The sequence below is a fragment of the Pseudomonas sp. 20P_3.2_Bac5 genome, from assembly GCF_025466035.1.
In the GTDB taxonomy this organism is placed as follows: Bacteria; Pseudomonadota; Gammaproteobacteria; order Pseudomonadales; family Pseudomonadaceae; genus Aquipseudomonas.
Genome location: NZ_JANLOA010000064.1, coordinates 37,284 through 60,486, shown reverse-complemented (window position 1 = coordinate 60,486; position 23,203 = coordinate 37,284). Strand labels below are relative to the sequence as shown.

Genomic DNA, 23,203 nt, shown 5'->3' with positions numbered 1-23,203 from the left:
ACTGGGTGGTGATCACCGGCACCACCGGCGTCGGCAAGCGCGGCGTGTAGTCATGCCCCAGCAAGACCACCGCCAGCGCCGCATGCAGGGCGACGGCAATGCCCGCCGCGCCGACATGGCCGCGCCAGCGCGGCAGGTTGAAGGACGGCGCGCTGACCGGCAGCGCAAGGCTCAGGCTGCTCATATCAAGGCTCCTCGGTGATCAGCCCAAGGCTGGTCACACCCCCGCGCTGCAATTCGGCAATGCCCGCCACCACCCGGCCATAGTCGGCGCCATGGTCGGCGCGCACATAGACCTGGGTGTCGCCGCGCAGGGCAATGATCTGGCCGACCTTGTCGCGCATTTCCTCAAGGCTCACGGCGCTGTCGCTCTGGCCCTCGATCTTCAGGTTGGGGCCAATGTTCCAGTAGAAGCTGCCGTCGTTTTTCACCGAGAGGGTCAGCACTTGCCGCTCGCTGTCGGCCGGCAGCGCCTGGGCGGCGACCTTGGGCAAGTCGAGCTTGACGCCCTGCACCAGCATCGGCGCGGTGACCATGAAAATCACCAGCAAAACCAGCATCACGTCGATATAGGGCACTACGTTCATTTCCGCCTTGGCGGCGTGTTTGCGCTGGGGTTTGACCAACATGAGGACGCTCCTTTCAGGCCACCGCGGCGATGTTCGCGGTGCAGTGCAGGCGTTTGTGCAAGCGCGCCTGCAATTCGTTGGCAAAGCTGTACTGACGCGCGCTGAGGGTCTGGCCGCGGGCGCTGAAGCGGTTGTAGGCCATCACCGCTGGAATCGCCGCGAACAAGCCGATAGCGGTGGCGATCAGCGCTTCGGCAATGCCGGGCGCCACGGTGTTGAGGGTCGCCTGCTGCACCTGGGACAGGCCGAGGAAGGCATTCATGATTCCCCACACCGTGCCGAACAGGCCGATATACGGGCTCACCGAACCGACCGTGGCGAGAAACGCCAGGCCCTGGTCGAGGCGCTCGTCCTGTTCGGCGAGCGACACGTACAGGCTGCGTTCGACGCCTTCGAGCACGCTGTCGCTGGCGATCTGCGGCTGGCGCTGCAACTGCGAGAAGGCCTGGTAACCATCGACGAAGATCCGCTGCAACGGCGTGTCGTCTTCGCCGTCACCGCCCTTGGCCTGGCTTTCGCGGTACAGCAGAGCCAGGTCGCCACTGGCGCGGAAACGTTGCAGGAACGTCTCGGACTGCCGCTCGCTACGGCGCAGGCTGACCCCGCGCTGGACGATCAAATACCAGCTCAGCAACGAGGCCAGCACCAGGCACAGCATCACGGCCTGCACCACCAGGCTGGCGTCGCTGACCAGGCCCCAGATGCTCATGTGTTCGGTTGCAGCTTGCATGTCTTGCTCCTTGGCCCCGCGACGGCGGGGCGATCACTCGATTTGATGTCCGGCGTGTTGCCGGCTGATGACAGTCGCTCAGTCGAGCTTCAGGGCCTCGGCGACCTGGCTCCAGCCGATGTACTTGAAGTTCTGCCGGCCTTCGGGCATGCGCTTGCGCCCGTCCTGCACCACCAGCAGGCCCTGGCTCCAGGGGCCGCCGAGGTTGGCCGAAGTCAGGTCGAGGCCGTCGGTCTGCGAGGCGCCGTCGATGCCGAGCGCGGCATTGAGGCCGATGCTGAAAGCCCCGCGCAGGCGGTACGGCGGGCTGGCTTCGACCACCACGTAGCGGTCGTTGCCCTGGCTGGAAATCACCAGGTAGTCGCGCTGCTTGCCCTGATAGAAGCCCAGCCCTTCGATATCGGCCTTGATCGGGCCGCCAACGCCGATCACTTTCTCCAGCGTGGCGGGCGCGTCGGCGCGGGCATCCAGGGCCCAGACCGCCTTGTCTTCCTCGCCGATAAACAGGCGCTGGCCACGGTCGTCGGCGACACAGCCTTCCGGTTGCGAGGCGGTGGCGAAGCGGCGCACCAGTTCGCCGCGCAGCTCGCCCCCCAGGGCACTCAGGCGGTACTGGAGAAAGCTGCCGTCCTTGTCGTTGGCGATGGCGTACAGCGCGCCGCCGCTGTCCTTGAACATACACAGGCCGTAGATGTCCTTGAGCGGCGTGGCGACCTCGCCGAGCACGCTGACCTCGCCGGTCTTCGGCTCGATGGCGAAGACGTGCAGGCTGTTGTTGTCACGGTTGCTGGCCACCGCCAGATCGACCTCGCGGTCACCCAGGTTGAAGCCGTTGCGCACATCGACGTTGTTGACCCGGCCGATACGCAGGTCCTGCAATTGCCGGCCTTGCAGGTCATAGACCAGCAACCCGCCCTTCTTGTCGGTGCCCAGCACCCGGCTGCGCGCCGGGTCGGCGGCGTTGACCCAGATTGCCGGGTCGTCGGCGGCGTCGCCAAAGCTCGGCACCGGTTCGGTCTGTACTTGCGCCGGCAATACCGGGATGGCCGCTGCCGGCGTGACGGCGGGCAAGGTCCAGTCGAGGCGCGCGCGGCGTTGGCCTTCGTCATCGACGATCAACAGGTCCAGGCCCGTGGCATCAGGGCGCACGCTCAGTTGCTCGGGCGCTTTCAGCTCCGCCAGCGGCAGCACCGCCTCGGCCTGCCAGGTGATGCCGGTCTGGCGGTACAGGTGCAGGGTCGCGCTCACCGGGTCCAGCGCCAGCAGGCCGCCCGGCACCAGGGCCATGCCGGCGCTGCGTTTGCCGATACCGCCAAAGGGCGCGCGCAGGTCCACCGGGCGGCGCTGCAACGGGGCTTCGGCGGCGGCGCCATAACGCCACAGGCCGAGGTTTTCTTCGTTGACGTAGAGGCTGTCGCTGGTGTCGTCGCTCTGGCAATACTCGCTCAGGGGCGGCAGGCTCAAGCCCCGCACGCGCTGCGCGGCGGCCAATGGCTGGTCAGCGCTTGCCACCAGCCACTGCTCGCCGACGCCCTCGGCACCGAGCAGGAAGATAAAGCTGTTGCGCGCGCTGTCGCGGTACAGGCACAGGCCCTCGATGGCGAAATCGCGCTTGGGCAGGTACAGCGGCGTGCTCCAGCCCGTGTCGCGCTGAAGCCGGACCAGCAGCGCCTGCTGGCGTTTAGTGTCGAGGCTGGCGACCAGCAGGCCGTTGTCGACCAGGCGCTGGTCGAGGCCCTTGAAGCGGCCGTCCAGTTGGCTCAGCACCTGGCCGTCGGCTTTCAGCAGTTGCAGGCCGTGCTTGCCGGCCACAAGGCGGTCGGCACCGGGCCAGAACACATCGTTGGCCAGCAGCCGGGCATTTTCCGGGCTGCCGGGCAGGCGCTCGCCGAGGCTCAGTGCCGGTTGCGCCGAGGCCTGGGCCACGGCCATCGTCAGCAACAGGCCGCTCAACAGGGTGTAGGGTCGTGCGTTGAACATGTGCGGTTCTCATGGGCAGCCCGCACCACTGCCCATCAGGGCAGCGGCGCGGGCGAAGCGGTCAGAAGTGGGTCAGGGTCAGGCCGAGCTTGTAGGTCGGGCCGTACTCTTCGTACTGGGAGTTGAACGAGCGGCGTCCGGTGTAGGTGTAATAGGACTCGTCGGTGATGTTCTGCGCTTCGAAGGTCAGTTGCAGGTCCGGGGTGAGGAAGTAGCCGGCCTTGAAGTCGACGAACAACTGGTCGTCGGCGTACAGGTCATGGGCCTTGTCATCCACCGCGGCCACTTCGGCCAGGAAGCTGGATTTGTAGTTGGCCGCGAGGCGCAGGCTGAGTTTTTCGTCTTCCCAGCCGAGGGTCAGGTTGCCGACGGTGTCGGACTGGTTCGGCAGGTCGATGCGCCGGCTCAGGCCCTGGCCGTCGATCTCGGCGCGGGACTTGCTCAGGGTCAGGTTGCCGCCCAGCAGCAGGCCGTTCCACGGCGCCGGCAGCCAGTCGAATTTCTGCGAATAGGCCAGCTCGAGGCCGTAGAGTTTCGCGCTCTGGCCGTTGGCGTAGGTCTTGGCTTCGTCGAAGTCGACCCACTCGCCGCTGCCGGCCAGGTCGGTGTTGTAGACGAAGTTGTCGATGTCCTTGTAGAACACGTAGGCCGAGAGCATGCCGGCGCGGCCCAGGTAATGCTCGATGCCGAGGTCGAGGTTCATCGACTCCAGCGGCTTGAGGTCCGGGTTGCCGAAGCTCGCCTCGCCTTCGCTGTCATCGATCATGAAGCCCGGCGCCAACTGGCCGAAGGTCGGGCGCACCACGCTGTGGGTCCAGGCCGCGCGCAACTGGGTCTGCGGGGTGAACTGGTAGCGGGCGTGCAGCCCCGGCAGCCAGTGGTCGTAGCGCTTGCGGCTTTGCGTCGGGCTGTATTCGCCGTCGCGCAGGCCGGTGCCCTTGGCCTCGAACTCGGTGCCTTCGTAGCGAACCCCGGCGATGAAGCGCCAGGCGTCCACATCGAGGGTGTTCATCAGGTAGGCGGCGTTGATGTCTTCGCTCATCTGGAAATCGTTGATGCGCGATTCTTCTTCGTCGTAGAAGGCGTTGCGGTCGAGGCCGCCGATCAGGTCCTTGATCGCGCCCGCGCTGATGCCGTTGCCGAAATTGCCGAGGGCGTAATCGACCTTGCCGCTCTGGAAGCCGTCGAGGGTGATGTCGTCGAAGTCGTCGTAGACCCAGACGTCGGTGTCGCTGCGCTTGTCGCGGCGGCTGGCCTTGGCGCCGAACTTGACCTGGGCGCTGTTGCCGCTCACTTCGTAGTCGCGGGCCAGGTCCAGGCGGATGTTCTTTTCCTCGTCGCTGGAGTTGGCTTTCTCCCACTCCACCTTGTCGAGGCTGAACGCCTGCGGATCGTAGAAGGCCGAGCCGGTGCTCAGGCGCGGCTTGCGCGTGCCATCGAAACCGATGTCGGCGAAGTCGCCTTCGAACTTGGCGCTGGCGATGCCACCGGGATCGTTCTCGCTGGACTTGCTGTAGCCGACCTGGCCGCTGAGGGTCCAGGCGTCGATCAGGCGTTCGCCGCCGAACACGTAGGACTGGATTTCCTGGGTGTCTTCGCGGGATTTCAGCGCCCGCCAGCCTTCGCCGTCGCCGCGCTCGCCGGACAGTTGCGGGTCTTCGAATTCGATGCCGGCGGCGTTGCGCGTCTCGGTGTCCTTGAAGCGGCTGTAGAGGGTGCGCAGGTAATAGCTGGAGAAATCGTCCGGCCGGTAATCGAAGTTGAGCCCGGCCCCGGTGCGCTCGCGGCGGATGCGGTAGTCGCGCTGCTCGGCTTCTTCCAGGCGTGGCTGGCCGTCGTCGAAGTCCCAGGCGCCGCCGGTTTCGACGTTGTCCGAGCCGAAATCGCGCTGCTGCCAACTGAAGGCCGCGGCCACGCCGAAGTTGTCGATGCCGTCGCCGAGGCTGAATTTGTTGCTGAAGGCGCCGGAGAATTTCGGGCTGTCCTGGCGGGTGTTCTTGTCGTGGCTGGCTTCGCCGCTGAGGGTGTAGAACAGCCCCGGATGATCGTAGGCCGAGAGGCTTTCCACCTCGATGGTGCCGCCGAGCGAGTTGGCGTCCATGTCCGGGGTCAGGGTCTTGACCACCGACAGCGACTGCACCAGCTCGGTGGGCAGGACGTCCAGCGCCACGGCGCGGCGATCGCCTTCCGGGGCCGGCAACAGGGTGCCGTTGATGGTCACGCTGTTGAGGTCCGGGCCGATGCCACGCACGCTGACGAAGCGCCCTTCGCCCTGGTCGCGCTCCACCGACAGGCCGGGAATACGCTGCAAGGCTTCGGCGGCGTTGTCATCGGGCAACTGGCCGACGGCGTCGGCGTGGACCACGCTGCGCACGGTGTCGGAGGCTTTCTGCTCCTTGAGCGCCTGGTCCATGCTGGCGGCCTGGCCGACCACATTGACGTGCTCGACCTTGTCTTCGGCGAAGGCTGGCAGGCTGGCGCCGATGGCCAGGCTCAACAGGCTGATCTTGAATCGCCGACGGTTGTCTGCGGGTTTGACGGTGACCACGATAACGCTCCCCTGAAGTCCATCCGCCACGTCGCGGCGGAAACTGCAGGGCACGCTAGGGGTGGTGTATGGCAGATCTGTGACAGAGATTTTCGTGGCGGTCGGATCGGGGCTTTTTTACCGGATTTTGCCGGTGTTCTGGGCTGAAATGACCTCCTTTGGGAATAGCGCTTCATCGATGGCACGCCAGCTCCCTCACGGTACGGGCATGCTCAGAACCCTGTGGGCGCTGGCTCGCCAGCGATGAGGCCCGAACAGATCCCGCAAAAAACCAACATATTTTTCACATCTGCCACCACCCAAATAGACCCCCTCCCCTGTAACCCAACCGTCATTCGCCTTTGTTTCCTTGGCCGCCAATACCCATCGATCAAGGATCTTTCATGTCCCGCTTGAGCCTGCTGGCCCTCGCCCTCGCCACCTGCCTCGGCCATGCCGTTGCCGACCCGCTGCCCCACTCCCCCGGCGCGCCCTATGCCGCCAGCGGCCTGGCCGACCGGATCGTGCTGACTCCCGGCGCCAATCCGGCGCGGGAAATGGCCGTGACTTTCCGCACCGACACCCGCCAGGACGCCAGCCAGTTGCAACTGGCGCCGGCGCTGGACGGCCCGCAACTGGAGAAACGCGCCCGCCTGCTGGAAGGCAACAGCCAGGCGCTGGACACCGAGAACGGCGCGGCGCTCTACCACCAGATTCGCCTGAGCGACCTGCAACCGGACAGCGCCTATGCCTATCGGGTCAAGGGCGCCGAGGGCTGGAGCGAGTGGCTGCAGTTCCGCACCGCCGCCGAAGGCTTCAAGCCGTTCCGCTTCATCTACCTCGGCGACACCCAGAACGACATCCTGTCCATCGCCTCGCGCAGCATCCGCCAGGCCCTGCACGCCACCGCCAGCCCGGCGCTGGTGGTGCATGCCGGCGACCTCACCTCGCAGCGCGACGACCTGGTGCATGACGATGAATGGGGCGAATGGAACCAGGCCGGCGGCTTCCACTACGCCGGCGTCCCGCAGGTGGTGGCCGCCGGTAACCACGAGTACCTCGACAGCCTCAACCCCGACGGCAGCGAAGGCCGCACCCTCGGCCCGCACTGGGCAAAACAGTTCGCCCTGCCGAACAACGGCGTGGCCGGCCTGGAAAGCACCACCTATGTCACCGACTACCAGGGCGTGCGCTTTATCGTCCTCGACGGCACCGCCGCCCTCGACCTGAACACCCTCGACCAGCAGAGCCAGTGGCTGGAGCAACGCCTCAAGGAAAGCAAGGCGCGCTGGAAGGTGGTGGTCACCCATCAGCCGATCTTCACCTGCGCCCGGCCGCAAGACACCGAACCGCTGAAAGCCGCGTGGAAACCGCTGTTCGAACGCTATTCGGTGGACCTCGTGCTGCAAGGCCACGACCACTGCTACAGCCGCCTGAGCAACGAAAACGGTCGCGCCGCGGCGAAACAGGCACGCGCCGCCGGCAAGGTGCAGGGGCCGGTGTACATGGTCTCGGTGGCCGGTTCGAAGATGTACGGCGTCAACGACCGCGCGCGCCAGCAGCCCGACCGCAGCGCCGAGGAAACCCAGCTCTACCAGACCGTCGAAGTCGGCGCCTCGCGCCTGGAAGTGCGCAGCTTCACCGCCAGCGGGCGGCTGTATGACGCCTTCGACCTGACCCGCGACAAGCAGGGCCGCAACCGCCTGAGCGAGCCGGCCAGACAACTGCCGGCGGAGCGCTTCTGCAACGGCGCACAAGGCCCGGACCAATTGCCGTGCAAGTCGCGGGACAAGAGTCTGTAACAGCGTTGTGATATCGGTCGGGCACGCTGGGCGGGCCCGGCCCGGAGACCTTCATGAAATCACTGCTGAAACTGCACACCCTCACCTTCGTCGGCCTCGCCGTCGCGGCCAACCTCGGCCTGCAGCTTTACCTGGCCTTCGGCGAGGTAAAACCGTGGGACCAGATCAACTGGATGGACGTGATCGGCGAAGGCGGCTCGGGACTGATCTGGCTGATCTGGCTGGTGATGCTGATGCGCAGCCGCCCCGCCGGGCGGGTCACCCGCATGCTCGCCGTGGGCATGGCTTGCGTATGTTTTTCCTGGTGGATGGACGTGCTCGACGAGTTCATCCGCCTGGCTCCCGGCGCGGTCTGGGACAACTGGCTGGAAACCGCGCCGATGCCGGTGGGCCTGGTGCTGGTGACCTTCGGCATCTATCACCTGCATCAGGAACAACAGGCGATCAACGCGCAGATGAGCAAACGCGAGGGGCTGTTCCGCGAGCATTTGCTGTTCGACAAACTCACCCCGCTGGGCGGCGCCCAGTACCTGCGCCAGCATGTGCAACGGGCGCTGGAACAGGCCAGCCGCGAGCAACAACCGTTGTCGCTGGTGGTGCTGGATATCGACGATTTCAGCGCGGTGAACCTGCTCCACGGCGAAGCCGAGGGCGATCACCTGCTGCAAGTGCTGGCGCAACTGCTGCTGCTCAACCTGCGCCAGCAAGACGTGCTGTGCCGCCTGGCCGGCGACCGCTTCGTGGTGGTGATGCCCAACACCGGCGAAACCCAGGCGCGTTGGCTGGCCGACGAGCTGCAACAAGCGGTGGCGAGCCTGGCCCACAAAACCCGCCGCCACGGCGAGCGCCTGCACCTGCGCGCCAGTGTGGCGGTGGCCATGGCTTATGAAGACGATGTGGAAAGCCTGCTCAAACGGGTCAACCTGGGCATTGCCAAAGCCAAGCGGCAGACGCCGCGCAAGGGGGCGGCATGAGCGGCTACGAGCGTGACCAGCGCTTTATCATCGGGCACTTCCAGCCGGCGGCGCTGATCGACCTGGCGCTGTCCCGGGGTATCGACAGCCACCGCCTGCTGCGCGGTTGCGAAGTGTTCTACGAGGACATCAGCCAGGGCCGGGCGAAGTTCAGCCAGGAGCAATTCCTGACCCTGATCGACAACGCCCGGCGCCTGCTGGATGCCGACGACAGCGCCTTCCTGTTCGGCCAGCGCCTGCTTCCCGGTCATTACGGCGAAGCCAGCCAGACCCTGCTGCACGCCCGCGACCTGTACCAGGCGCTGGAAAACCTCTGCGAATTCCACAGCCTGCTCAGCCCGTTGCTGACCCCGCGCCTGTTGCTGGAAGAACACTTCCTGCACTTGTACTGGCAGGACGGCTGCGGTGCGGGCAACCAGGCGCAGTTTCTCGGTGAAGCCTGCCTGAGCGCGGTGCTGGCGATGAGTCGACGGCTGACTGGCGAGCATTTGCCGTGGCGCATCCAGTGCGCCTGGAGCGAACCGCGGCATATCGAGCAGTACTGGGTGTACCTGGGGGAAGAGGTGCGTTTCGATGCGCAACTGACCTTGTTGTCACTGCCGCGGGAATACCTGCATCGGCCACTGCCCGACGTCGCCACCACCCCGGGGCTGGTGGCGCGTCAAGCCTGCCTGGAGCAACTGGCTGCGCTGGAGGGCGGCGCGAGCTTTCTCGACCGGCTGTACGATCACCTGCACAGCCATATCCACGAACCGATCAACCTTGATCGCGTGGCGGCGGCGTTCGGCATGAGCCCCACCACCCTCAAGCGCAAACTGCACAAGCACGGCACCCATTTCCAGCAGCAACTGGACCTGGTGCGCCGGCATGTGGCGTTGTACCTGTACCAGATGAAGGGCTATACCAACGAAGAGGTGTGCAACTACCTGAGGTTCAGCGACACCACCAATTTCCGGCGCTCGTTCAAGCGCTGGACGGGATTGACGCCGAGTGGGTTGGCGCGGTGGTTTGGGTGACGGCGGATCAGGCTGCCTCATCGTCCCTTGCAGGACTGCTCGACGAAGAACCCTGGACAGCACGCCCCCCGACAACTCGTAAGGCCAGGCCTCGAAGGTGAAGTTTTCTCCGGTCAGCCGATCATGCAAGCCCCTCCTGACCATGAACCACAATATCAAGCCCCTCACCCACCGCAGGCGCCTGGAAATGCCGGGTGATCAGCTCGAATTCGGCATCGGTGGCTGCAAAGTCGTGCTCGCCATGCGCATTGCGCGCATGCAGGCGGGTGCGGCAGGTGGCGTCGTCCTGTTCGAGGTAGTGCAAGGTGTGATGGACGCCCGCTGTCCGCGCCAGGCTCAGCAGCCAACTGCGGTCAGCGACGGTGTTGGCGGGAAAATCCAGAACCACCGTGACCCCCGTCCGCAACAGGTCGATGACCAGCGGCCCCAGTACCGCGCGAATCCGTCGGGCGCGGTCGAGGTAGTCGGTTACCGAACGGATCTCGTCGGGATACAAACGCGAAAGCCAGTGATCTTCGCTGATCAGCAGCGCGCTGTGCTCTGCCACGAGGTGTTTGGCGAGGGTGGATTTGCCAGAGGCGATCTTGCCGCACAGCAGGTGAAGGTGCGTCGAGGACATGGGCACGGCTCCTTGTGTCGAGCCAGTGATGATGCACAAGGGCGGCCGGGTGGGCAAACCCGGCCGGCCTCGTTCCGGCATTACAACGCCGGACGCACCTTCTGCACCCACTCCTGCACGCTCGGTCGCTGCCACTGCCGCGCCGCGTACTCCTTGAGCCCAGCCGGCACCGGGTCGCCATTGAGGATCAGGCGGTTGAGCATCACCGCCAGTTCGACATCAGCAATCGACCACTCGCCGCACAGGTATTCGGCACCTTCCGCCAGCAAGGTTTCCGCCACGTTGATCAGTTTCTTCGCCGCCGCGACGCCCTCCGGCGACAGCGGCCCGGCCTTGACGCCATAGAACACCACCAGCGTCGAACGCTCTTGGCGGATCGACAGCAGATCGCTGCGCAGCCACGCCTGGACTTGCCGCGCCCTCGCCCGCTGCGCGGTGTCTTTCGGGTAGACCGCGATCTGCGGATGGCGCTCTTCCAGGTACTCGGTGATGGCCGAGGACTCGGACAGGGCGAAGCCTTCGTCGATCAGCGTCGGCACGCGCTGGGTCAGCGACAGGCGGGTGTAGTCGTCCGAGAGGTTCTCGGACCAGTCGAGATCGACCAGCGCCGTTTCGAACTCAAGGCCCTTCTCCCGCAGCGTCACATAGGCGGACATGGCGTAAGGACTGGTGAAGCGGGCGTCAACAAAGAGCTGTAGCGGCGAGCGAGACATGACAGGAACTCCTTCTGCGATGCGCTCACGCTAGGGGGTTCGCCGGCAAAAATAAAATTCAAGATATTCATGGGGGCATTCCTCGCTGGAATGCAAGGGCGGTACAGTGCGCGCGTTGTCTGGCTCGAACGCGTTTATCAGCGTTTCAGACCGACAACACCGGTGCTCAAACCCAACAAGGAACAGCGCGAATGGACGTCGAACACAACCTGCCCCTCATCATCGCCGCAGCCCTCAGCCTGCTCGCCGCCATGCTCCATTTGGGGGTGATCATCGCCGGGCCCGCCGGTTACCGCCTGGCCGGCGCGGGGCGGCGGTTTGTTCGCGCCGCCGAGAAAGGCTATCGCTTTCCGGCCATCGTCACCCTGGGTATCGCCCTGGTTCTGGCCAGTTGGGCGGTCTACGCCCTGGCCGGCGCGGGGGTGATCGGCGCGCTGCCGCTGCTGCGGCCGGCGCTGTGCGTCATCACCCTGGTTTATCTGTTTCGCGGGTTGGTGGGGCCGTTCGTGCTGCTCAACGATGGCCGCAGCCTGCGCTTCGTCATTATCAGTTCGGCCCTCTGCACCGGCATCGGCCTGGTGCATGCCATCGGGCTGGTGCAGGTGTGGGGACAGATCAGTTAACTAGCGGGGTTCCTGCTGGCTCTTCCAGCGCTCCAGATTTTCCGTCACCCACTGCTCCGGCAGCGGTCCGGCAACGATTTCGCGCATTTTCTGCGCCAGCCGCGCGCGCAGTTCCGGGCGGTTGCAGGGCGAGTCATGGGACAGCGCGAGGTACAGCCCTTCGCTGGAGACGGGCGGGTCGAGGACCTTGAGTTGGTCTTCCATGCCCAGGGTGCGCCTCAGCGCCATGCCGGGGTACTGCTCGTAGATCACGTAGTCGTTGCGCTTTAGCAGCAGCTTCTGGAAAGCCTGGGTGGCGCTGGGCACCGCTTCGAGATTGAGATTGTCCCTGGCGTAGTCGTCGAACTGCTGGCCATGGCTGTTGCTGACCAGCGTCCCGCCCTTGCGGCCCTTCAGGTCCTCCCAGCCGCTGTAGGCAAAGCCGCCGTGCCGGCGCACCCAGACCACGCTCGGCGTATGCAGGAACGCGGGCTCGATGAAATCCATGCTTTGCTGACGCGCATCGGTGAGGAAATAGCCGGCCAGCAGGTCGATACGCCCCGTGCGCACTTCTTCCTGGGCGCGGGACCAAGGGCCGGTGTAGCGGACTTCTATTTCCAGTCCCAGTTCGCTGGCCACCTGCTTGAGCAGGTCGGCATTGGCGCCGATCAATTGCCCCGGATTGTCGGGATCACGCCAGAGATAGGGGGGATATTCGGGGTTACCCGTGGCAGTGAGGTGCTGGCACTGATCCGCGGCCATCGCGGCCGCGGACATCAGCAACAGCACCAGCGACAGCCACAAGGAGCGGCGGTAACGACGCTCGATCATTCACGACCCTCGGCACAGGTGAAATTCGGCGGTTTTCACAGTCTGGGCCAGATATGGCCAGATGCCAGAGTAGCAGTGTGGTTCGATGAAGGATTGTCATACGGCAACAAATGTTTCGCTAATCCATCCTTTTGCGGGCCTTGGGGTGGCCCGCAAAATTCGCCACCGCGAAGGGTTCAGCCCGCCAGGCCTGCCGCCTTGGCCCGCGCCGCGTGCAGCTTTTTGTAGCTGTCGATCAGGCGCAGGTGCCGGTCCAGCCCTTCCAGCTTCATGCTGGTCGGCGTCAGGCCGTGGAAGCGCAGGCTGCCCTCGACCGAAGCGATCACCGCATCCATCCGCTCGTTGCCGAACATGCGGCGGAAATTGACTTCGTAGTCGCCCAGTTCCAGTTCGTTGTCCAGTTCCACTTCCAGCACCACGTTCAGCGCTTGGTAGAACAGGCCGCGCTCGACGGTGTTGTCGTTGAACTGCAGGAACATCTCCACCAGCTCCTTGGCGTCGTCGAACTTGCGCAAGGCGACCTGGATGAGGATTTTCAGCTCGAGAATGGTCAACTGGCCCCAGACGGTGTTGTCGTCGAACTCGACGCCGATCAGCGTCTTGATCTCGGTGTACTCGTCCAGCTCGGATTCCAGCAGGCGCTCCAGCAACGCTTCCAGCGCGTCGTCATCGAGGCGGTGCAGGTTGAGGATGTCTTCGCGGAAAAACAGCGCCTTGTTGGTGTTGTCCCAGACCAGGTCGTCCACCGGGTAGATTTCCGAATAGCCCGGCACCAGGATGCGGCAGGCGGTGGCGCCGAGGTCGTCATACACGGCCATGTACGCTTCCTTGCCCATGCCTTCGAGGATGCCGAACAGGGTCGCGGCTTCGTCGGCGTTGGAGTCTTCGCCCTGGCCGGAGAAGTCCCACTCGACGAATTCGAAATCGGATTTGGCACTGAAGAAACGCCACGACACCACACCGCTGGAGTCGATGAAGTGCTCGACGAAGTTGTTCGGTTCCATCAGCGCATGGCTTTCGAAGGTCGGCTGCGGCAGGTCGTTCAGGCCCTCGAAGCTGCGGCCCTGGAGCAGTTCGGTGAGGCTGCGTTCCACCGCCACTTCGAAGCTCGGGTGGGCGCCGAACGAGGCGAACACACCGCCGGTGCGCGGGTTCATCAAGGTCACGCACATCACCGGGAATTCACCGCCCAGCGACGCGTCCTTGACCAGCACCGGGAAGCCCTGCTCTTCCAGGCCCTGGATGCCGGCGACGATGCCCGGGTACTTGGCCAACACCTCTTGCGGCACATCCGGCAGGGCCAGTTCGCCTTCGAGGATTTCCCGCTTCACGGCGCGCTCGAAGATTTCCGAGAGGCACTGCACCTGCGCTTCGGCCAGGGTGTTGCCGGCGCTCATGCCGTTGCTCAGGTAGAGGTTTTCGATCAGGTTCGACGGGAAGTACACCACTTCGCCGTCGGACTGGCGCACGAACGGCAGCGAGCAGATGCCGCGCTCGATGTTGCCGGAGTTGGTGTCGTAGAGGTGGGTGCCCAGCAGCTCGCCGTCCGGGTTATAGATCGCGCGGGTGTAGTCGTCGAGGATTTCCTTCGGCAGCGCGTCCTTGCGGCCCGGCTGGAACCAGCGCTCGTTCGGGTAGTGGACGAATTCGGCGTTGGCGATGTCCTCGCCCCAGAACTGGTCGTTGTAGAAGAAGTTGCAGTTCAGCCGCTCGATGAACTCGCCCAGCGCCGAGGCCAGTGCACCTTCCTTGGTCGCACCCTTGCCGTTGGTGAAGCACATCGGCGATTGCGCATCGCGGATATGCAGCGACCAGACGTTGGGCACGATATTGCGCCACGAGGCGATTTCGATCTTCATCCCCAGCTCGGCGAGGATGGCCGACATATTGGCGATGGTGTCTTCCAGCGGCAGGTCCTTGCCGAGGATGCGGGTGCTGCTGCCCGCCGCCGCGGCCGGCATCAGCAGGGCCTGGGCATCGGCGTCGAGGTTGTCGACTTCCTCGATGATGAACTCGGGGCCGGTCTGCACCACCTTCTTCACCGTGCAGCGGTCGATAGAACGCAGGATGCCCTGGCGGTCCTTGGCGGAAATGTCCGCCGGCAGCTCGACCTGAATCTTGAAGATCTGGTTGTAGCGGTTTTCCGGGTCGACGATGTTGTTCTGCGACAGCCGAATGTTGTCGGTGGGGATATCCCGCGTCTGGCAGTACAGCTTTACGAAGTACGCCGCGCACAGCGCCGAAGACGCCAGGAAATAGTCGAACGGTCCAGGGGCCGAGCCATCGCCCTTGTAGCGGATGGGCTGGTCGGCCACCACCGTGAAGTCATCGAACTTGGCTTCGAGTCGGAGGTTGTCGAGAAAGTTGACCTTGATTTCCATGCGGGATTACCAGAACGGGCTAAACGAAATGGTCGCCAGTATCCGGTTTTTTCCGCGGGAAGCCAGAGAGGATCGTCGGATCAGTGCTCCTTGATGCGCTCCCAGAGGTCCGCGACCTCCTCGACACTGGCGCATTTGACCCGGGCCAGGTCGGTCGGGTAGCTCACGCCGGGGTTCTCGCAAAAGCGCGTGGCGCTGAACTGGCCGTTGCTGGCCCGCAGGATCAGGCCGCTGTCCTGGCACAGCGCGCTGGCCAGATAGAGCACGCCCGGGGTGACCCATTCCGGCTTGAGGTTTTCCGGGGGCTGGCTGATGCCCCACATGCGCGTCTTGGCCACCGGCGACACGGCGTTGACCAGAATGCCGTGCTCTCCGCCTTCCATGCTCAGCGCGTTCATGATGCCGATCTGCGCCATCTTGCCGGCGGCGTAGGCGGTCAGCCCGACCTGGGCGTATTGCGCGTACATGGCGCGGTCGGAGGTGGTCAGCACCACCCTCGCCGCGCCGGAGCGCTTGAGGTGCGGCCAGGCGTGCTTGGCCAGCCAGATCGGCGCGTGGACGTTGATCCCCAGCGAGCGCTCGAGAAACGTCGCGTCCTGCTCCTCGATGGGCTGGTAGCCGACCCAGCCGGCGTTGTGGATCAAAATATCCAACGCGCCGAAGTGCTCGACGGCCAGTTCCACCAGCGCCTTGCACCCCGCTTCCTCGTCGAGGCGGCCCGCGTGCGCCAGCACCTGCGCGCCATCGGCCTGCAAGGCGCGCACGGCGGCGCTGGCCACCGTTTCGTCGCTGCCCGCGCCGGTGCGATCGGTGCCCAGGTCACTGATGACCACTTTGGCGCCGCGCTCGAGCAACGCCCTGGCATAAGCGAGTCCCAACCCCTGGCCCGCGCCGGTGACGATGGCAACCTTGTCTTTGAACAGCATGTTCCAGTCCTTTGGTAGGTGATTTCTGACTACAGAAACAGATTCGTCCGCTTGTGCAAAGCAGCTTTTTCCGATGCAGGCACCGCATCACCCCACGAGAAGAGCCAATTGCGCTGCCTCTCGTCCCACGGGTAGTATTGAGAACGATTCACACTAACATCGGAAACACCGACCCGTGCAATCTCCTCCGTCCGGCAAGCTGGGACGACCCCACCACCGAAGGCTCGCACTCCTACGCCGCCCGCGCCGTGACCATCGGCAAAGGCACCCACGCCCTGAAGGAAATCCCCCAGTCGATCAGCGTGATGACCCGCCAGCAAATGGACGACCAGGGCCTGACCGACCTCAAGGACGCGGCCAACATGACCACCGGCATGGTCGGCGTACAGGGCGTCGGCAAGGGCATGATCCTCACCTCGCGGGGATTCCAGATCGATGACTGGCAATACGACGGCGTGCCGGTCGTGCGCAACACCTATGCGCTGGGCAACTGGGCGACCCAGGACCTGATCTTCTTCGACCGCCTGGAAGTGCTGCGCGGCGCGCGACTACCCGTTCAGCGGCGACTGGAGCGGGGTCAGCACCGGTCTTGGCTTCACCAGCCAGAGCCATACGCTGGGCTACGAGCGCTCCTTCGACGTGCCGGGCTACACCGTATGGAATGCTCGCGTCGGCTACCAGCTCACGCCGGAAATCGGCCTGGCGCTGAACGCCAACAACCTGTTCGACAAGCACTACTACACCGCCGGCTACAACCAGCTCGACGGCAACAACAACTTCGGTGATCCGCGTAATGTGATGTTCAGTGTCAAGTACACGCCGGTGTTCTAGAGGCCCGATGACGCGCTCCCGATCTGCCGATACCCGCCTTGCCGGAATCCAGGATCGGGGGCCGTTCTTCACCGGGGCTCACCCGCCCCGGCTGCGCCCGGACGATGCGGTAATCAATTCAGATCCGTCGCCACGCGGCTGATCGCTTCGACCACCTGCCTGGCCCGCTGCTGGATATCCAGCATGGCCAGACTGGACTGCCCGGCCAGATCCAGGACCTTGCTCGTATGGTCGTGGCTGCGCTGGATCTGGTCCAGGGCATCATCGGCCAACGCGCGGTTCTGCTTGACCACCTCGACGATCTCGCCGGTGGCCTGGGTAGTCCGTGCCGCAAGCTTGCGCACTTCATCGGCGACCACCGCGAATCCGCGCCCCTGTTCACCCGCACGGGCCGCTTCGATGGCGGCGTTGAGCGCCAGCAGATTGGTCTGGGATGCAATCGCGCCGATGGTCTGCACGATTGAGCCGATCACCAGCGACTGCGCCTCCAGCGCCTTCATGGTGGTGGTAACCGACCCCATCTGCTGCGCAATGCTCTCTATGGCCTGGTTCGACTCGGCAAAGATCGTCATCCCCTGATCTGCGCGCTGACCGGTGCTCAGTGATACCTGGTAAGCGAGTTCTGCCGCCTGCTTCACCTGGTTGGCCTTCTCCACCTGGGCGGTGACGAGATTGGCAAACTTGGCGACTTTGTAGACGCGACCACGCACATCCTCGATCGGATTGTAGGTAGCTTCCAGCCAGACAAGCTGCCCGCGGCTGTCGAGACGGCGGAAACGCCCGGCAACGAAGCGGCCTTTATTGAGTGACTTCCAGAATTCCGTGTATTCCGGCGACGCCGCGTCTTCGGCCAGGCAGAACAAACGATGATGCCGCCCCTGGATCTGCGCCAGTGTGTAGCCCATGGCCTTGAGAAACTGCTCATTGGCATCCAGCACCGTGCCGTCGAGTTTGAACTGAATGATCGCGGTCGAGCGCGTCAGTGCGCGAAACATCTCCAGGCCGTCCTTGTCCTGGCGCGGTAACCCGGGTGCAACCGTTCCGTAGCCCTGGAACACGCTATTGCGCTCACGTACCCAGAAAAGGTTCATGACCACGGGCAAGCCGTTGGCACTTCGGCAACGCAGCGGCTGCTCCTGCTCCGCGCTGACCAGGGTTGCGCAGCCGGGTTCGAGCAACTCGCTCAAACGCTTGCCGGCCAGGGCCTGTGGCGAGTAACCCAGGGCCTCGGCAAACGCGGCGTTGACCCCGATGAGCACGCCCGATTCATCCACACGGGCCGAGACCAGCCTCTGCTCGAACTGCTCGAACATATCCCGCAGACCCTCGAGTTCTTCTTTGCATTTGAGCAGCGCCTGCTCGCAACGATGATTGAACACAGTACCTCCAGTCCGAACGGGTTTGAAAATCAGGAGGAGCTGGCTTGCACGCGGTTTTTTCCAGCGTGCTTGGCCTTGTACAGATTGCGGTCGGCATGGGTGAGGATGCCCGACGGATCTTCATCCCTGAAAAAAGGCACCAGCCCGGCGCTGAAGGTGAACATGGCCGGTGCAGCGTCACAGCCGCGAACCGCTTCGAGCAGGCGCTCGGCATACGCCAGCGCCTGGTCAGGGTCGACTGCATCGATGACCACCCCGAACTCCTCACCGCCGAGCCGGCCGCTGCAGTAGCTGCCGGGGACGGCGCGCAGGCAGTCAGCCAGCGCACACAGCACCTGATCCCCGACACCATGCCCGTAACGATCATTGATCCGTTTGAAATCATCCATGTCGATCATCAAAAAGAAACCGCCAGGACGGGAGGCGACAAACGCTTCGAAGCGCTCCATCAATGCACGCCGGTTGAGCAGTGATGTCAGGTGATCGGTCTCGGCGAGCCGGCGATAGTGCCGTTCGATATCCAGGCTGGTTTGCAGGGCCTTGATGTAACTACGGTTGTTGACCCAACCCAGGCACAGCGAGAACACCACGAACAGCTCCAGGTACCACAGGCCGGTCCCCTGCCCTTCAAATCCCGTTTCCGGCCAGATCAGCACCCAGGTCAGGACGCCGCTCACCAGATAGTCCAGCGGCCCGCGGATCAGCAAGGAGGCACCGACCACCGTCAGCACGGCGAACGGCAAGGCGTATTGGGCGTGCAGTAGCGGGTACTCCTCGAAGAGCCGCATGTAACCAAGCACGAAAACCAGCAGGAACATCAGCCCCGTATACCGCCAGACCCGATCGGATTCGGTGAAGGTATGGAGCAGAAACAAGGCCACCAGCCCAGACAACGTACCCCAGGGCGCAGCGCTGCCCAAACGCTCGTTCAAGATCAGGTGGATCGCTAGCCAACTGCCGATTGCCAGCAACTCGGCGGCCACCACGCCGGTGCGCAGCAACAGGCGGATACGCTGGTCATGGTTGGTATGGCAGTCCGCAGCAAGCGCAGGAAGATCAGGATTGCGTGGCATCTTCACCCAGCTCCATGCTGATCCTCGCAACGGCAAAATTGATTGCCATGGTTTGCCTGACCAACGTGGTGAAACCCGGGCACAGCTCCACCAGGTTGCCATAGGTCTTGAAGTAGCCCTTGCTCTCGCCTTCCCTGACCAGGCGCATGACATGAGTGCTGGAAACGCACAACCGGGCCGACAATTGCGCATAGGTCGACGACTTGTAGCCCTTGCTCGTCGAGCGAGACTTCAAGGCATCGACATACAGCGCCAACATCGGCAGATGGCCGCCATCCTTGTTGATGATCCATTTCGCCTCAGGCTGCAGGGCGTCGAGCAGGATGTTGGCGTCCAGCAACCTGCGCAGGCCGCGGAAGAAGCAGCGGATGATTTCATCGTCTGTTTTTTTGAAAAGCTCAACAGCGCCCGGCGCCAACGACATGGCAGGGTGCAGGTAACTCTTGATCAGTCGAGCTGCCTCGAACGAGGCCATTTCAGTCGGTGCGTAAGTGCGTTGACGGGCATCCTCCGGGTGAGCCTGCACGTTCATATAACCGGAGATAAAGAAGAACGAAAAATAAGAATCAAGGCTGTTGCGTGACAAATACCCCCTCGCCTCGCAGAACTGCTTGACTTTGGATAACGGCACCAGGTTATCGCTGTAATAAAAACTACACAGCGATAACACAACCATCAGCCGGTCATACTTCAACAGCGCTTTGTAAAAGAAGGGTTTTCTCCGATAGTTCTCAATGATCAGCTCCAGGTGAAGAACGATGGCGTCATCGATATCGGCCTCGACCATGCTGGAAATCGTGTTGTCCAGGTATTCCAGCAGCTCGGTTTTTATCATCAATATTCAGACACCCCTCGGATGATTACATAAAGCCATCGTTCAATAAGGTTTTGAGTATAAATGCTTTTCCGAGTGGCCCACTTTCTCCCCAAAAATGTTCCAGACGCATCCAGACTAATTATTCACCCCGATAAATCAGTACGATTAATACGGTCATAATTATCTGTCACGAGTTGTACCCGATACCGCTGCACACTCACTTTTCGTAAAACTAGGCTTTTCATACAGAGCCTAGGGCGTCCAGTCCACCCCATGCTCCTCCAGATAAACATCCACAGCCGCACCCACCGTGGGCTGGAACACATCGCTGCCGATGTGCGCCAGCACTTCCAGGCGCCGCAGCTTGTCCTTCACCGGGTCCTTCATTTCGGCAAAACGCAGCTCAATGCCCGCAGAACGCAAGTACTGCTCAAGCTCGATCAACATGTCCGCCGAGGTGACGTCCACGCTGGTAACCGGCTCCGCGGCGATGACGATCCGGCGGACCTGTGTCGGTGACTGTTCGATGGCCTGCAGCACGCAACTCTGGAACTGCTCGGCATTGGCGAAGAACAGCGGCGCATCCCAGCGGAACAGCACCAGGCCCGGTACCAGGCGAGCATCGGGATAGCGGCTGATGTCGTGGTAGCCGCGAATCCCGGCGACCCGCCCGAGCACCGCGTAATGCGGGCGCCAGCCGTCCCAGAGAAACTCGATCACGGCGATCACCACCGCCAGGCCGATCCCCGGCACGGCCCCCAGCACCACCACGCCGACAAAGCAGACGATCGACAGCCAGAACTCCCATTGCTGGATACGGTAGATGCGCCGCAGGTCGCGGAATTCGAACAGGCCAATGGCGGCGGCGATAACTACCGCAGCCAGGGCGCTGACGGGCAGATGGCGCAGCAGGTCGGGCGCAAACAGCAACAACAGGCCCACGCCAAGAGCGCCGAACACGCCGGTGAGTTGGCTGCGCGCGCCAGCGGCTTCGGCCACCGGAGTCCGCGATGAACTGCTGCTGACGGGAATGCCCTGGAACAGGCTGGTGGCGAGGTTGGCCATGCCCAGGCCGATCATTTCCTGGTTGGGGTCGGCCGGCGAACGGGTCCGGGCGGCGTAGGTGCGCGACAGCACGCTGGTGTCGGCGAATGACACCAGCGCCACGGCGAAGCCACCAATCAATACAGTGGTCAGTTCGTTCAACCCGATCAGCGGAATGGAAAAACCTGGCAAGCCCTGAGGCAGCGACCCAACCACTTGCACGCCCTCGGCTTCCAGCGCGAACCCCCACGCCGCCAGGGTGGCGAGCACCACAGCGATGAGGATGCCCGGCACCCGCTCGAAACGCTTGAGCAGCAGGATGATCGCCAGGCTGCCGCCACCGATGGCGAAGGCGTGCCAGTTGGCCTTGCCGGCGAACAGCGCCTGGAACAGGCCCGGTATGTCGTGCAACGGCCCGGCGCTGTCGAGGGAGATGCCGAAGAGTTTCGGGGTCTGGCTGATCAGCACGGTGAAGGCGATGCCGTTCATGTAGCCGTAGCGGATCGGCTTGGACAGCAGTTCGGTGATAAAGCCCAACCGCAGCAAACCGGCAGCGGCGCAGACCAGGCCGGACACCAGCGCCATGGCGCTGGCCAGGGTGATGGCGCGCGCGGGATCACCTGCGGACAGCGGCAAGACCACCGCCAGGATGATCGCCACCAGCGCCGAGTCCGGGCCGAGCACAAGGAAGCGGCTGGGCCCGAACAGCGCGTAGACCAGCAGCGGAATGATGGTCGCGTACAACCCGTAGATGCCCGGAACCCCCGAAGCCTGGGCGTAAGCGATACCGACCGGCACCAGCATCGCGGTCAGCACGATCCCGGCGAGCAGGTCTTTTGGCAGCCAGGCCAGCGGGTAATTGCGCAGCATCTCCAGCCCCGGCATCCAGCGCCGCCAACCGGAACGAAGGGCCGCGGGCGTGCGGGGTAACGGCCGTGGCCGGGCGGGTGTTGCGGCAGGTGGCTGGTCCATGGGGGGTGGTGGCTTCCGTGCGAGATGGGCCGTCGAGCCTAATATTCAGCGGGCGGCCTGTCACCCATGTCCGGACAACCCAAAGCCAGTCAGTTAAATAAATTGGGGTTCTTCGCGAGCAAGCTCGCTCCTACAAAATCGACGAACGCGTTTTTTCGCGAAAAACCGTAATTGATTTAACTGACTGGCACTGTCCAACTTATCCCGCAATTAACGCTGGCGACTATAACGCTCGGCATTCGACGCCCGGGATATATCCGGGCGCTCTTTCTCGGGTTGTTGCGGCTCTACGTCTATATAGTCATCACGGTCCTCGGCGCCAGCAGGCTCGGTGCTTTCAGCGTCTTCGCCCTCATCAGCCTCCTCGGCCGGCAGCCATTCCTGGCCTTCCGTGGGTTCAACATCGGAACTGCCCTCTTCCCGGCCTTTTTCATCGCTGAACATAATCACCTCTCAAGTGCCCGGAAGTATCCGGGCTGAACGAAGTATGCGCCGTGGCCTATAAATAGAATCTTATATCGGACCATCGGCGAGTTTATTTAAGTTACCCGGCACGCTGTGCGGGAAAGTTGCCGCCCTGCGCGGAAACGTCACGGTAAAGGTCGTGCCTTCACGCTCCGTTGAAATGACCCTCACCTCGCCACCATGGGCCCGCGCGATCTGTCTGACGATATACAGCCCGAACCCGGCATTGCGCATGGCCGGATGTTGCTGGCGGCCACGCACCATGGGGTCGAACAGTTGCTTGAGCTGGCTGGCGGGAATCGGCGCGCCCAGGTTGTGCACGCTGACCGTCGCCTGGGTTTCATCGAGGCGCGAGGTGACGGTGACCACGCAATGGCGGTCGCCATAGGCGAAAGCATTGCCGACCAGGTTGCCGATGAGTTGATAGAGGCGGTCCTTGTCGAACACCGCGCAACCTTCGCCGAGGTGTTCATAGGCCAGTTGCCGCAGGGGAAAGCTCAGCCTCAGTTCTTCCAGGCAGCCGGCCACGGCTTCGCGCAGGTCCAGCACCGCGTGCTGGATGGACAGGCCCCGCCCCGAGCGGATCACGGTGAAGTCCAGAAGGTCTTCGACCAGGCGCTGGGCTCGCGCCGCGCAATGGGTGATGTGTTCGAGCAATTCCTGGCTCTCGGCAGACTGTTGCCGCCGGCCCAACAACTCGGCCGCCATGCTGATGGCCAGGAGCGGCGTGCGCAAATCATGGCTGACGACGCCCAGCATTCGTTCGGCGAACACGGCGCGGTGTTCAACCACGGTCTTGATGAAAAACACCCGGCCCGGCGGGGGCTGGTGACGTGGGGGTCGATAGGACGGTGGCGCGACGAGGTTCAAGGTTCAGCTCCCTCTCGGACAA

At 63.7% G+C, this 23,203-nt stretch carries 18 protein-coding genes and 5 pseudogenes; 6 read left to right on the top strand and 17 right to left on the bottom strand.

Going from position 1 to position 23,203, the window contains the following annotated elements:
• The 5 genes and pseudogenes from NTD88_RS11090 to NTD88_RS11070 form a co-directional block, all read right to left on the bottom strand.
• A pseudogene (locus tag NTD88_RS11090) lies at positions 1 to 184 on the bottom strand (energy transducer TonB); the annotation flags it as partial.
• 1 nt (position 185) lies between these two features.
• Positions 186 to 629, bottom strand: coding sequence for a protein TolR (tolR, locus tag NTD88_RS11085; RefSeq protein WP_262155148.1), 444 nt, complete (start codon positions 627 to 629; stop codon positions 186 to 188).
• A 13-nt stretch (positions 630 to 642) separates the two neighbouring features.
• Entirely contained in the window at positions 643 to 1,359 is a 717-nt protein-coding gene (gene tolQ, locus NTD88_RS11080; RefSeq protein ID WP_262155149.1) for a protein TolQ, read from the bottom strand.
• 78 nt (positions 1,360 to 1,437) lie between these two features.
• Positions 1,438 to 3,339, bottom strand: a complete 1,902-nt coding sequence (locus NTD88_RS11075; protein WP_262155150.1) for a phytase — start codon at positions 3,337 to 3,339, stop codon at positions 1,438 to 1,440.
• A gap of 61 nt (positions 3,340 to 3,400) precedes the next feature.
• A complete protein-coding gene (locus NTD88_RS11070) occupies positions 3,401 to 5,887 on the bottom strand; it encodes a TonB-dependent receptor (protein ID WP_262155151.1) in 2,487 nt (828 codons plus the stop codon).
• Between the two features lie 383 nt (positions 5,888 to 6,270).
• On the opposite strand from NTD88_RS11070, the gene NTD88_RS11065 reads away from it, so the two are divergent.
• The 3 genes from NTD88_RS11065 to NTD88_RS11055 are packed head-to-tail and all read left to right on the top strand — an operon-like array spanning position 6,271 to position 9,658.
• Positions 6,271 to 7,668 carry a purple acid phosphatase family protein gene (locus NTD88_RS11065; RefSeq protein ID WP_262155152.1) on the top strand — a complete coding sequence of 466 codons (1,398 nt, stop codon included), beginning with the start codon at positions 6,271 to 6,273 and terminating at the stop codon, positions 7,666 to 7,668.
• A 53-nt stretch (positions 7,669 to 7,721) separates the two neighbouring features.
• On the top strand, positions 7,722 to 8,642 hold the full coding sequence (locus tag NTD88_RS11060; RefSeq protein WP_262155153.1) for a GGDEF domain-containing protein: 921 nt from the start codon (positions 7,722 to 7,724) through the stop codon (positions 8,640 to 8,642).
• Positions 8,639 to 9,658, top strand: coding sequence for an AraC family transcriptional regulator (locus NTD88_RS11055; protein WP_262155154.1), 1,020 nt, complete (start codon positions 8,639 to 8,641; stop codon positions 9,656 to 9,658). The genes NTD88_RS11060 and NTD88_RS11055 overlap by 4 nt, the downstream gene beginning before the upstream one ends.
• Positions 9,659 to 9,779: 121 nt before the next feature.
• Here NTD88_RS11055 and NTD88_RS11050 read toward each other — a convergent pair whose 3' ends face one another.
• Complete coding sequence (locus NTD88_RS11050) at positions 9,780 to 10,277, bottom strand: AAA family ATPase (protein ID WP_095155260.1); 498 nt, start codon at positions 10,275 to 10,277, stop codon at positions 9,780 to 9,782.
• A gap of 80 nt (positions 10,278 to 10,357) precedes the next feature.
• Positions 10,358 to 10,990 carry a glutathione transferase gene (yfcF, locus tag NTD88_RS11045; protein ID WP_262155155.1) on the bottom strand — a complete coding sequence of 211 codons (633 nt, stop codon included), beginning with the start codon at positions 10,988 to 10,990 and terminating at the stop codon, positions 10,358 to 10,360.
• 191 nt (positions 10,991 to 11,181) lie between these two features.
• On the opposite strand from yfcF, the gene NTD88_RS11040 reads away from it, so the two are divergent.
• On the top strand, positions 11,182 to 11,613 hold the full coding sequence (locus NTD88_RS11040) for a hypothetical protein (RefSeq protein ID WP_262155156.1): 432 nt from the start codon (positions 11,182 to 11,184) through the stop codon (positions 11,611 to 11,613).
• Here NTD88_RS11040 and NTD88_RS11035 read toward each other — a convergent pair whose 3' ends face one another.
• The 3 genes from NTD88_RS11035 to NTD88_RS11025 form a co-directional block, all read right to left on the bottom strand.
• Positions 11,614 to 12,423 (bottom strand): substrate-binding periplasmic protein, encoded by an 810-nt coding sequence (locus NTD88_RS11035; protein ID WP_262155157.1) that lies wholly within the window; start codon positions 12,421 to 12,423, stop codon positions 11,614 to 11,616.
• A gap of 176 nt (positions 12,424 to 12,599) precedes the next feature.
• The gene (locus tag NTD88_RS11030) at positions 12,600 to 14,804 is read right to left on the bottom strand and encodes an OsmC domain/YcaO domain-containing protein (RefSeq protein WP_262155158.1); all 2,205 of its coding nucleotides are present in this window, start codon (positions 14,802 to 14,804) and stop codon (positions 12,600 to 12,602) included.
• Positions 14,805 to 14,884: 80 nt separating this feature from the next.
• Positions 14,885 to 15,730, bottom strand: a complete 846-nt coding sequence (locus NTD88_RS11025; RefSeq protein ID WP_262155159.1) for an SDR family NAD(P)-dependent oxidoreductase — start codon at positions 15,728 to 15,730, stop codon at positions 14,885 to 14,887.
• Positions 15,731 to 15,936: 206 nt separating this feature from the next.
• Between NTD88_RS11025 and NTD88_RS11020 the strand changes: the two are divergent.
• Positions 15,937 to 16,275: pseudogene (locus NTD88_RS11020) on the top strand (TonB-dependent receptor plug domain-containing protein); the annotation flags it as partial.
• 16 nt (positions 16,276 to 16,291) lie between these two features.
• Positions 16,292 to 16,561 (top strand): annotated as a pseudogene (locus NTD88_RS11015) (TonB-dependent siderophore receptor); the annotation flags it as partial.
• A gap of 113 nt (positions 16,562 to 16,674) precedes the next feature.
• On the opposite strand, the pseudogene NTD88_RS29210 reads toward NTD88_RS11015, so the two are convergent.
• The 7 genes and pseudogenes from NTD88_RS29210 to NTD88_RS10985 all read right to left on the bottom strand — a co-directional run.
• Positions 16,675 to 17,034: pseudogene (locus tag NTD88_RS29210) on the bottom strand (methyl-accepting chemotaxis protein); the annotation flags it as partial.
• 198 nt (positions 17,035 to 17,232) lie between these two features.
• Positions 17,233 to 17,940, bottom strand: a pseudogene (locus NTD88_RS29205) (PAS domain S-box protein); the annotation flags it as partial.
• Between the two features lie 29 nt (positions 17,941 to 17,969).
• Positions 17,970 to 19,013, bottom strand: coding sequence for a sensor domain-containing diguanylate cyclase (locus NTD88_RS11005; RefSeq protein WP_262155161.1), 1,044 nt, complete (start codon positions 19,011 to 19,013; stop codon positions 17,970 to 17,972).
• The gene (locus tag NTD88_RS11000; RefSeq protein ID WP_262155162.1) at positions 18,997 to 19,848 is read right to left on the bottom strand and encodes a hypothetical protein; all 852 of its coding nucleotides are present in this window, start codon (positions 19,846 to 19,848) and stop codon (positions 18,997 to 18,999) included. Before NTD88_RS11000 ends, NTD88_RS11005 begins: the two co-directional genes overlap by 17 nt.
• A gap of 234 nt (positions 19,849 to 20,082) precedes the next feature.
• Positions 20,083 to 21,759 carry a SulP family inorganic anion transporter gene (locus NTD88_RS10995; RefSeq protein WP_262155184.1) on the bottom strand — a complete coding sequence of 559 codons (1,677 nt, stop codon included), beginning with the start codon at positions 21,757 to 21,759 and terminating at the stop codon, positions 20,083 to 20,085.
• 297 nt (positions 21,760 to 22,056) lie between these two features.
• Positions 22,057 to 22,290, bottom strand: a complete 234-nt coding sequence (locus NTD88_RS10990; RefSeq protein WP_095155270.1) for a hypothetical protein — start codon at positions 22,288 to 22,290, stop codon at positions 22,057 to 22,059.
• 69 nt (positions 22,291 to 22,359) lie between these two features.
• Positions 22,360 to 23,181 carry a sensor histidine kinase gene (locus NTD88_RS10985; protein WP_262155163.1) on the bottom strand — a complete coding sequence of 274 codons (822 nt, stop codon included), beginning with the start codon at positions 23,179 to 23,181 and terminating at the stop codon, positions 22,360 to 22,362.
• Positions 23,182 to 23,203: the final 22 nt, after the last annotated feature.